This window comes from Leptospira levettii, assembly GCF_002812085.1.
Lineage (GTDB): Bacteria > Spirochaetota > Leptospiria > Leptospirales > Leptospiraceae > Leptospira_A > Leptospira_A levettii.
Genome location: NZ_NPDM01000001.1, coordinates 1,593,267 through 1,605,284, shown reverse-complemented (window position 1 = coordinate 1,605,284; position 12,018 = coordinate 1,593,267). Strand labels below are relative to the sequence as shown.

The window sequence follows — 12,018 nt, the reverse complement described above, 5'->3', positions numbered from 1 at the left end:
TTATTTATTCTTGAATTGAGTTGAAGTACATTCAATATAATGAGTAAAACACCAATTATAAACAAAATTTGTTGGAAAACTCCATGGTAATAAATCCATCCAGACCAAGTAAATTCACCTGGAAAATGGAAACTATAGAGTATCAAATAAAGAAGAATCCATTGATATTTGGGTGAATTTAGAATCAGTTTCAAATTATTTAACTTCAAATTGAACCTTTGCTTTTTTCTCTGATCCATCAAGTAATTCTAAACTATGTTTCCCTCTTCGGATTTCCACATTTCCTTCCCCCGACTTTGACAACTTCACTTCTAATGTTTGGTTCCACACGAGTTTAGGATCTTTTAAGGTCTGGTATTCACGGATTCGAATTGGTATGTTTTGTTCATCTCGTTCAAATCCAGGATGGTATAAAAAAACTTGGTTTTGTCCTGGGTATACAAATCCTACACCAACTACAGAAGAAACCTTATGATCATGGAACTCTTCACATGAATGTAGATTTGTCATTTTTTTTCTAACATTCAAAACAAGCGAAGGACAATTGGAATTTGCCAGTTTACCAGAAATTTTACAAATTGACCGAACTTCTGTTAGCTTAGGAGTATATGATTTTTTATCATTGTCCTTCATAAGTAATCTAAAAATATTTTGGACAATTCTTCCAGCTCCAAAAGAACCTGAAACGTCCATTGTTTTTTCACCTGAAAAATTTCCAACCCAAGCACCAACCACATAGCGATCATTAAATGAAATAGTCCAAGAATTTCTATAATCTTTGGAAGTACCTGTTTTAACTGAAACGGGAAATGGGTAGTTTAGATAACTTCTTTTCCCGAATGCCTTTTGTCTCAGTTTTGAATCATTCAAAATAAATTTGATTTCTTCGGCTGTTTCTTCAGATACCAAGCGTTGTGATTCACCATAAAAAAATGATTTTCCATTGATACTCCCAATTTTAATTTTTGGAAGAATACCACCTAACATAAATGTACCGTAAGCTCGCGAAAGTTGTAGTAAACTAGCTCCTCCCGTTCCTAAAGCAAGTCCTGGCCCATAAAAATTAGGGGATTGTTTTAAGTTTTCAAATCCTGCTAACTTTAAAAAGCGATAAAAATTAGGAACACCAACCAATTGGATTGTTGTCACAGCAGGAATGTTACGAGAATTTGCCAATGCTTCCGCTAATGTTAAATTTCCCCAATAACGGAGGTCCGCATTTCTAGGAAGGTAGTTTTCTCCTGTACCCAATGAGTACGAATATTTTTCATCCACTAGTATGGAATTGATAGAGTATATATTTTGATCTATTGCTAATGCATATAATAATGGTTTTAATGTACTACCAGCATCGCGAAATGCGATTGTTCCATTTACCATTCCATTCCCATCTTCAAAAAAATTTTTAGATCCAATCATTGCCACAAGAGATAAATCTGTTGTTTGATTTGATTCTTTCTCTAAAATGATTGCCGAAGCATTATTTACATTCCATCTTTTTAATACATTTAGTTCTGAATTTACAATCGAATGGATTTCAGAATTTAATTCAGATGAAATTGTTGATACCAATTCTTCTTTTGGATCCAAATGTAAACTTCTGATCCAATTGAGAAAATGTTGGTTTTCACCATTCAGCGTATCATCATAATTTTGTATTTTCCTTTGGAGATTGGTTTGCACAAGTTCACTTGGTGAATCTAAAATGGGAAGTGAATATGGAATTTTGGTTCGCAATTGGTTGTATCTGAATTTAATCTCATCTTCGTTTGCAATATTCTTTCGAATTAAAATTGATAAATAAACGGTTTCTTCTATTGATAAAAATCGTACATTTTTTTGAAAAAGAGTGAGGGAAGCAGAAGGAAAGCCAACTGAATTGGAATGAACTGATACTGAATTTAAATAGGCTTCTAAGATTTGTTCTTTGTTTAACCACAATTCAAACCGCATTGCTTCTAAAACTTCAAAAGATTTTCGAATGACAATGGGATAGGACCTGATATTCGGATGATACATTCGAACCAGTTGCATCGTAATGATGGAACCACCACCACGATTTTGTTTTGAAAATAAAAACGAATATAAGGAATTGATTATGGCAAAGGGGTCAATCCCATGATGCGAAAAAAATCGTTTATCTTCTGCAATACAGACTATTTCAGAAACAAATTTTGGATATTCTGTTAATGGCACCCAATCTTGTTTGGAAAGATTATGATTTTGAGTTCTACCAATCAATCTTCCATCTTGTGAGAGAATACGTGTTGTTACTTCTTTTTTAAAATCATCAATTTGTATCGGTCTTAAAATAAACCAAATTCCTCCGATAAGCGGTATCAGGAAGAATAAGGTTTTAATTCTAAGTATAAAATTCCAAATCACTCCACTTTTACCCGAAGTGAACTAGTATTGCCATAAAACTGTGGATGGTACATCAAAAATGTTTTTGATGCTGGAAGTATAGAATTTCCTTTTGCAACAGGTCTTAGAATGTATTTGTATTCCGTCTCTCCTTTGCGTAAAAAATCATCAGAGAATATCACGCGATCATCTCGATACTCCGTATACTGACCATAACTAGATTCTGTAACATCCGCATCTTCTGCATCGGATGATTTCTCTGTCAAAAAAGATGTATTCACAATCTCAGTATGACTCGGTATAGGATCGATAACGATTACAAATGCCTGGTCTTTTTTACTCAATACTTTGAGTTTGATTAAATATGTGGAACCTCTTTGTAAGTTTGATACTTCTTTTAAAATTGGATTTCCATCAGAATCCCTTCCATCTATACGATAGATTGTTTTTTTGATTTCTAATCCATTAAATTTTTCCTGTGTTGTCTCTTTCACTGGAACATACATCAAACGTGTTTGAAAATACAATCTACCTTCTGAACTTGTTCGTTTAAATGAAATTGGTTTTGTAGAAACAGAATTTCCATCAAATAGTCGATCAAATGAAATTTCTTCTTTGAAAATAGAGTCAGATGTCGGAGAAAATGATTCGTCTATGATTGTTTTTTCTCCGAAAACAACTTCTCCTTCCGTTTCACTCTTCGTTGCTTCAAATCGATTCCGATATTCAGACAAAGCTAAAGCAATCGTTCCTACACTATGACTGTCAGTCCAGAAACTTCTATTTCGATCCATCATAATTGCATTTACGAGTTGAACCATCCTTGGATTTTTAGAATCAACACGTAATAATAATCGTAAATAATTTCCAAGCACAGAAGATGTATTGTAATATGAATAATAAAAATATTCGTCAGGATTTTTCTTCATAGGTTTTACTATGAATAATTCTTTATCATATTCAATATAACTGACAAAATCTTCATAAAGTTTTTTGAATGTTGGATCCGAAAGATACGAATCGATTTTATGAAAATCTGCATACGCAGTTAAAAAGATCCCACGTGATTTTGGATTTAATTCTTCAAAATGATCAATGATTGTTTTTTCTAAGGAACTTACATCTTTTTTCTCTTTTACAAAAACAGAATAGATTAAACTTAAAGTTTGGTAGGAATCGATTGATGTCTCTGTTGGACTTTTAATATAACTTTCTAAAAACTTGATACCTGCTTGGTAAGCATTCAAATTGGTTCGTTTGCCTTTTTCCTTTCCCAATTGCATAACAGAAATCACATAGGCTGTTAGGTAAGGATAACCACTTCGTCCGTAACTTTTCCATAATTTAAAACCACCATTATAGGTTTGAAATTCTGACATTTCATCCAAAAACAATTTTTCAATTTGATTGAAATCGTACGAATCTTTTGAAGGTGCTTTGTATTGGAATTCCTTTAATAGTTCTCCAGAACTTAACGAAAGCAAATAAGCAGAAGTCCTTTGTTCCATACAAAAATAGGGATTTGATTCATAAAAATCAAAGGCAGATTTTAGTGCGGTGAGAGCAGTACCAGAAATACGAATATCCAAAGACCCTTTATTTAATAAAATTGAATCTTTTTTAGGAAATGGAATCGAAGTTTTAAACTCGGAATCTGTATAACCTGTAAATTGAACAGAAGTAACAGGATCAAACTCTTTGATCGGTAAAGTGACAAGTAAGGAATCCGATACGTCTGATTTTTTGAACGAAAGAAAAGTCCCATCATTTTCTGGCTCTACAGAAATTTGATACGACAATTGAATGTCCTCATTTGGTTTGTTTTGTTTGAGTTTGATGAATTGCGATTCTGAAATTTGAAATGTTTTTAGAACTTCTTTAGTTTGTCCGGCATTCAGTTCGATTGGAATCCACTTTTTTTCCTCATTTAGAAACTTTGATTCTATTTTATATTTAAACTTACCATTAACCTTGGTATTGTTAGTAATACTTCCACCTAACTCTAAACTATCGCCAACACGTATAAACCTTGCTACTGATTTTTGTAACACTAAATTCTTTTTAACTAAAAATTCTGAATTGGTCACACCATACTTTCCATTAGAAGCAGATGCTACCATCACCCTAAAGGTTGTTAAATTATCAGGAAGTGTAAAATTCAAATTTGCTTCCCCATTTTGATCTGCAATCACAACTGGATTCCAATATGCGGTAAGCCGAAAATCTTTTCTTGCTCCAGACTCAGAATCAGCAGAAAAACCACCTCCTGAATCTTCTCCATAATCCCCACCAGGACTGTCTCCCTTATTTGCATATAAATAGTGTTTGATGATCATCGAACGAAGCTCAAATGTTTTGATTACATTGTACCAATATTGATAAAATATTTGAATTGGTGATTGGAAACTATATCCAACCAAATCTAATACGCCTCTATCAGCGACTGAAATTGTTAATTCTGCACCAGGAATTGTTTTGATTGCCAACTTGACTTGTTCTCTTGGTTGGTATTCTGATTTATCCGTATTAACTGTGACAGGCGCATTTTTGGTTCCCAAATCTACTTTTAATGTGATGGAACCAGTCTTTGCCTTAGGAGCACCTAAGTCTTGTTCGTTGAATTCTTTTATATCTTCACCAGATAACCCTTCTGGAGGACTCAACCTTCCAGAAAGTAATACGACATTTACTTCGACATTGGGTAGGTAAATATCTTCAATTGGAATTTCGATTGGGGCACTATTCCCCTTCATTAAAAATGATTTTTTAAAATAAATGGAATCTCTTTCGACTGTGATAATCACACGAGCATTTTGAAGTGGAGATTTGATTAATATTTTTGCTTTGTCTCCTATTTTATATTCATTTTTATCAGAACGTAATTCAATCGAATCATCCCCTCGAAAGTCCCAAGTGTAATAAGATTCCTTTTGATATGCATAAAAGTCGACTCTTGAAAAAACTTTGTCTTTGTTTAACACTAAAATTGTATAACTACCAGGATCTTTTGTTCGGTAATCAAAGCTAACTCCTTCTGATTTCGAAGTGAATTTTTTCACCTCTACGACTTTTTTTGTTAGCTGGTTACTTCTGAAAAAATATTTCCCAATTCCTTGAGACAAAACAGAAGTCCAATCATTATAAATGATGTAAGCTTTTAAATCTTCCCCAGGTACGGCTTTTCCCTTGGCATCGACTGCAATTGTTGTAAACTGAAAAGGTTTGTCTAACGACTGGTAACGATCATTACATTTTAAACCAACATATGTTTCGGAAGGTTGGTATGGAATATTAGCTGATTTTGTAACTGTTTTTCCATCTACATCAAAAACAGATGATTCTACAACCAAGTGAAAAGGATCTGCAATTTCGATTTCTTCTCCATCGGTAACAAATTTACGAGTTAAAGATTTGATTGGAATATCAAGTTTATAATTTCCTTGGTTGTCTAATACTCCTTCTGATCCAGTTACATAATCTGAATTTCCATCATTATATTCATCTTCATAGTCATACCATGTTTCAGAGAAATCGAAACTTGGAAATTGTTCAAAGGAAACATAACGATTTCGTTTTAACACGGAATAACTAACTTTGGCACCTGCCATAGGAGCACCAAACATGTATTTACCTTCCACTGTTCCTTTAATATTCTCATTTTTTTTGGCAAGTTTCGCGAGTGAAACATTTACCATAAAATTCACTGGCCGAAACTCTTCTACTTGGAAGGTATCATATGTGACGGAATGATTATCACCGTGGATAGAGATGGATACCGAATAATGCCCTAAACCTGCATCATCTGAAACAAGATAACTCGAAACAACACCTCCTTGTGAAGTAGTTGTTGTATTCTGATTTAAAACTTCCTTACCTCGTGAATCTCTGATTTTTACAAGCACGGATTTGGAAGCATAAGGTATTAATGTTCCATTTTTCCGGTCAGTCAGATAAGCTTTGATTTCTACTCGATCACCGGGACGGTATAATTTTCGGTCAAAATAAATTTTTCCTTTGATGTGATCATCAGAATGGTATTCGGAATAACCATCAATATGTGTTTGGTTAAAATGTAGAAATGCTTTGTCTCCTGTTGGTTCTTCTGCAATCAATACAGAATATTCCATAAGTTTATTGTTTGCAATGGAAGGAACCGTACAATAACCATCTTGGTCTGTTTTACAATTTCCTTTTAAACTCCCTTTGACATATAAACTGATATTTGTATTTGGTACAGGAACTGCATTGGACAAAGTATGGATCCAAACATGCAATTTATCGGGATCTTCCTTTGTGGTAATACCCAAATTTGTTGATTGTAAAAAGATACTTTCTGTTTTGTAACGTTCATCATTGCTTTCATCAACGACAGTAGCACCTAATTCTAAAGCAAGCCAACCTTTACTATTTGGTTTGGACCCAAAATAAGAATCAATGTCCATCCCTTGGTTTCTGAATGAATTAACTTTTTCGCCTGATTTCCATGTTGAAGTTTTCCAATTTAATTCTTTATCATAACTATAATAACCATTTCCTAAACTTGCAATCGCATTGACTAAAATTGGAACGGTAATATTTGCCGACCTAACTTCAAATTCAGGTACATTTGCGATAGCAATTGGCAACACTTTGTTTAAGTTCGATTCAAATATATTTTCATTGAATAAGGAAAATGATGGTCGCCGAATCATCTTCGGCAAAGTAAAACTAACAGGATTTTCCAGAAAACAATCGTTAGTTGCATAAAATTTAGAAACTGTGATTTGGTATTCAACATTTTCATCGAAATTCCAATGGTCCAAGGAAAATTCACGGCTAATGTAAGAAGATCCAAAACTTGGTTCAATGGATGGCTTCGGAGAAATGGTAACCGCTTCTACTAACTCCGAAAATTCAGTGTCTTCCGAAACAAAGATTTTATAATCCCATAAATTATCTAAATACTTTAAATCCGTTGTATCTAATTTTACTTCCAAACGACAACTACTTGGGAAAATTGTGCGTTTGATCGATTTAAAAACTCCACCAATAGATTGGCAAGAAACGAGGAAAAACAACATCGAAACCCAAAGCAATAATTTACGCATACAATCTCCAAAAACCGAATGTTCTCTGTTCTACGATTGTTGGTTAGAATTGCCAAGTCTTTCCTGAATGAAAGACAATATCTTTCCAATTTTTTTTTTTACTATCCTGAAATTCGCTATGCTTTAGAAATTATTTCGTTGGATTACTGGTGATGTCACTGTTTGCTTATAAAAAACAATATTTAACTTTAAATGCTCCAACTGTAATACCAACTGGAAACTTTCAAATCCAATGGTTAGGTCCAAAATGGTTTCAATGGACTTCCAAAACTGGACTACAATATTTGCATTTTCGAAATTGGTGGGGAAAGTCGTTTCGAGGGAATGAAACAGCAACAAACTTGTTTTTAAAATCTGGCGACAAAACATTCCAAGAAAAATATACAATGGTAGTATCTTTGGAAAAATCACCAATTGATGGCCAAACTTCTTTATTTTTGCGTTATACGAATGAGGCTCCATTCCCCTGGCCTTACATTGTGGATGAATTTCGAGTACTCAGTGATGGGAATTTGTTAGGTATGAGTTATCCAAAATTTGCCCCGTCACTTGCTTTACCTTTTCTCATCCAAAAACAAGAGTAGAGATCGTAAAAACACTATCTTTCCCGAATTTTTTTTCGTCCTATGGAAAGTATGGCAACTCACCCATCCCTCGAAATCCAAATTCTGTCAGATTTTGAGGATATTGTGTTTTCGATAGGATATCCAAAATTAGAAATTCTTTATACAAGTCCTTCTGTAAAGACACTCACGGGTTATGATAGTGAGTTTTTTTTAAAAAACAAACAATCGTGGCAAAATTTTATTTATAAGGAGGATCGAAATTTAATCAAACACGCACTAAAATCGATTCGTAAAGATAAGAAATTTCGCCTTCGAATTAGAATTTTAACTATGGACAATCGAATTAAGTATATTGAATGCCGAGGTAGATTAATCCACAATCCAATAAATGATACCTATCGTATTGATGGAATTGTCTCTGATATTTCTGACTTACTTCCCTTACAAAAATTATTTGAAGATGAGTCTGTTGACGCCAAACACCTATTATTCGAAAATAATATTATTTTTAATGGTTCTCAAGATTCCATGTTTTTAATTGAAGTGATGGATTCTGATCAATTTATCATTCGCCGAATCAATTTAGCATATGAAAAGTCAACCGGGATCACTCAGACTATGATCCAAGGAAAAACTCCTAGTGAACTTTTAGGAGAAGATCTTGGAAACGTAGTCATCAATAATTTTAAAAGAGCAATCCAAGCAAAAAAAACAATCTCTTATGAAGAAAGTTTTGCGATGCCTGCGGGAACTAAAATTTGGATCACTGAGCTCACACCAGTTGAAGTTGATGGCAAATTTAAATATATAGTAGGCGCAAGTAAAGATATCACCGAACAAAAATTAGCTGAAAACGCACTAAAAGAGTACAATGAAAGATATTCACTAATCTTGGAGGCTAGCTCCGATGGATGGTTTGATTGGGATCTGGTCAATAATACAGTTATTTATTCTAGAAGATGGTGGTTAGAATTTGGCAATAATGATAAACCCGATAATGTTCCAATTGGTTATTGGCAAAGTTTAATCCATCCTGACGATGTAGGATGGGTTAGTGAATTTTTAGAGAATATATTAGCCTCACAAAGAGAAACATTTGAATTTACCTTCCAAATGAAAAAACGCAAAGGGAATTACGTTCATGTTTTATCTCGATGTTATATCCAAAGAGATGCATCTGGAAACAAGATTCGAATGTTAGGTTCCAACACCGACCTTACAGAAACAAAAAAAATAGAGTATACATTGCGTCATGCAAAAGAATTAGCTGAGGCAGCAAATTTAGCGAAAGGTAATTTTTTGGCAAACATGAGCCATGAAATTAGAACTCCATTAAATGGAATCATTGGTTTTACTGAGCTTTTACTCAATTCTCCATTACAAGAAGAACAAAAAGAATATCTAAAAAATATATTTTTATCAGGAAAAAGTTTATTAGAGTTAGTAAATCAAATTTTAGATTTTTCCAAAATTGATGCAGGCAAAATTGAATTTGAATCAATCAGTACAAACCTAAAAGACTTAGCACAATCAACGGTAGATTTATTTCAAGTGTCGGCGGCTAGCAAAAGAATTGCATTACAGTTGAATATCGACGAACATTTACCAACATTTATTTCCTTAGACCCTTTACGCATACGTCAAATCCTATCAAATCTAATTGGAAATGCTATCAAGTTTACCCATGAAGGTTCAGTGAATGTATCAATCATTCAAAAAGAGAAATTTGGGGATATTGTAACCATTGAGTTCGAAGTTTCTGATACTGGAATTGGAATCGACATGAATTCTAGATCAAGACTCTTTGATACATTTTCGCAAGCAGATACATCCATTACACGCAAGTATGGCGGAACTGGACTTGGATTATCAATTACAAATGAACTATTGTTAAAAATGAATTCTAAACTAAATATTAAAAGTGAATTGAATGTAGGTAGTAAGTTTAGTTTCATATTAAAATTAGAGTCAAAATCCATCGGAGAGACTGCTAAAACTATATTCCAAGAAAAACCTACAACAAACGACGAAATAACCAAATCCCAAAAACCAGAATTTCAGAATGATATCCTAATTGTTGAAGACAATGAATTGAATCGAAAACTTTTGTCTAAATTATTACAAAAAAAATACCCTAACATGAGTTTGCGTTATGCGGTTGATGGTGTTGATGCATTAGAAAAGTTTCAATTCCGTAAACCTGATCTAATCATAATGGACTTACAAATGCCAATTATGGATGGGTATACTGCTACGATCGAAATTAGAAAATTAGAAAAGGATCTAAGTAAAAAAACCCCAATTGTTGCATTAACAGCTGGGGCATTTTATTCTGTAAAAGATTCGGCGATGGAATCTGGAATGGATGATTTTTTGACTAAACCAATTTCCGCCGCCTACCTTTATGAAACTGTTGAAAAATGGTTAACTTCAGGCCACGTGTAAAAGATACTCAAAAGCACTAATTGCTGCCTTTGCGCCCTCTCCCATCGCAATGATAATTTGTTTGTAAGGAGTATTGGTAACATCCCCACAAGCAAATATTCCATCCACATTGGTTTTACATTTTTCATCGACCAAAATTTCCCCAAATCGATTGGTTGCGACCAAATCTTTCACAAAACTACTGTTTGGTACGAGTCCAATTTGGACAAAAACACCATCCAAAGGAATTGTAGATATCTCTTCTGTCGATCGATCTTTGTAGGTTAATCCTGTTACTTTATCTTCACCAGTTTGGATTTCTGTTGTCTGTGCTTTTATTAAAGTTTTTATATTAGGTGAACTAGCTACTTTATCTAATAATACTTTGTCTGCGTTTAATTTATCACCAAACTCAACCAAGGTTACAGATTTCACTATTCCACTTAAATCTAGGGCTGCTTCTACTCCAGAGTTACCACCACCCACAACAGCCACATCCTTATCTTTAAAAAACGGACCGTCACAATGTGGACAATATGCAACTCCTTTACCAACAAATTCCTTTTCTCCAGGCACATTTAGTTCTCTCCACTTAGCACCTGTTGAGAGGATAACCGTTTTGGTATGGATTTTTTCACCAGTATTTAAATGAATGATTTTGATTTGCCCTGGTTCAATTTTTTGAACGCGGACATTCTCTTTTTTTCTAATTTGATTTTTATCAAGTTGATTTGCCAACACATGAGTTAGTTCTGGACCTGTTGTGTAAGGAACAGATATAATATTTTCGATTCCCAAGGTATCCTTTACTTGACCACCCAATCGATCTGCAATCACAAGGGTATTCAATCCTTTTCTTGCAGCGTAAACTGCAGCAGTTACTCCCGATGGTCCACCTCCAATCACAGTCACATCATAAACTTGTTTTGGATTTTCCATTTCTTCTTTCGAATCACTTGCAGAAGGAATGGAATAAAGTTCCAAAAGTTTATCAAAGATGACAGATGCTTCTGCTTTTCCACTTAGGAATCGTTCGCCATTTAAGTAAACAGCAGGAACTCCCTGGATATTCCTTTCTTTTACCAAATCTGGATACATCGCACCATCAATCATATTGTGAGAAATATTTGAGTTCACCAATGCAAAACTATTTAGGGTTTGCACAACCTCTGGACAATTATGGCAATCAAGTGAAATGAAAGTTTCAAATCGAAATTCACCATTTAACTTTGATACTGCGGATAAAATTCCTTCTTCTAATTTGATTGGATTCCCTCCAGATTGTAGGATTGCCAATATAAAAGATGTGAATTCGTGACCCATTGGGATTCCAGAAAAATGAATTCCAGTTGGGTTTCCGTTCGACAAAATAGAAAACCGGAGTCCATCAGACAAATCATTTGAGTTTTCAAGTTTTATGAGTGGACTCAACGACAAAATATCATTTAGAAAACTAACAAGTTCTTCTCTTTTTTCATGTTCACCAGAATACAATTGAATTGTTATCGGATTTTTAATTCTTTCAAAATATTGTTTTACTTGTTGTTTTGTTGATTCATCTAACATAACTTCCTCCT

Annotated in this window: 5 protein-coding genes; 2 read left to right on the top strand and 3 right to left on the bottom strand. The window is 33.9% G+C overall.

All coding sequences use genetic code 11. The features are described 5' to 3' along the window. Positions 1 to 195: 195 nt before the first annotated feature. Both CH354_RS07545 and CH354_RS07540 read right to left on the bottom strand, forming a co-directional pair. Complete coding sequence (locus tag CH354_RS07545) at positions 196 to 2,385, bottom strand: transglycosylase domain-containing protein (protein WP_243395998.1); 2,190 nt, start codon at positions 2,383 to 2,385, stop codon at positions 196 to 198. Next, positions 2,382 to 7,451, bottom strand: a complete 5,070-nt coding sequence (locus CH354_RS07540) for an alpha-2-macroglobulin family protein (RefSeq protein WP_100728055.1) — start codon at positions 7,449 to 7,451, stop codon at positions 2,382 to 2,384. The genes CH354_RS07545 and CH354_RS07540 overlap by 4 nt, the downstream gene beginning before the upstream one ends. A 152-nt stretch (positions 7,452 to 7,603) precedes the next feature. Here CH354_RS07540 and CH354_RS07535 point away from each other — a divergent pair, with 152 nt between their 5' ends. Further along, the gene (locus CH354_RS07535) at positions 7,604 to 8,035 is read left to right on the top strand and encodes a hypothetical protein (protein ID WP_100728054.1); all 432 of its coding nucleotides are present in this window, start codon (positions 7,604 to 7,606) and stop codon (positions 8,033 to 8,035) included. A gap of 51 nt (positions 8,036 to 8,086) precedes the next feature. After that, a complete protein-coding gene (locus CH354_RS07530) occupies positions 8,087 to 10,462 on the top strand; it encodes a PAS domain-containing hybrid sensor histidine kinase/response regulator (protein WP_100728053.1) in 2,376 nt (791 codons plus the stop codon). Here the strand turns inward: CH354_RS07530 and ahpF are convergent. Next, complete coding sequence (gene ahpF, locus CH354_RS07525; protein ID WP_100728052.1) at positions 10,448 to 12,007, bottom strand: alkyl hydroperoxide reductase subunit F; 1,560 nt, start codon at positions 12,005 to 12,007, stop codon at positions 10,448 to 10,450. The two genes, CH354_RS07530 and ahpF, sit on opposite strands and share 15 nt — an antisense overlap. Positions 12,008 to 12,018: the final 11 nt, after the last annotated feature.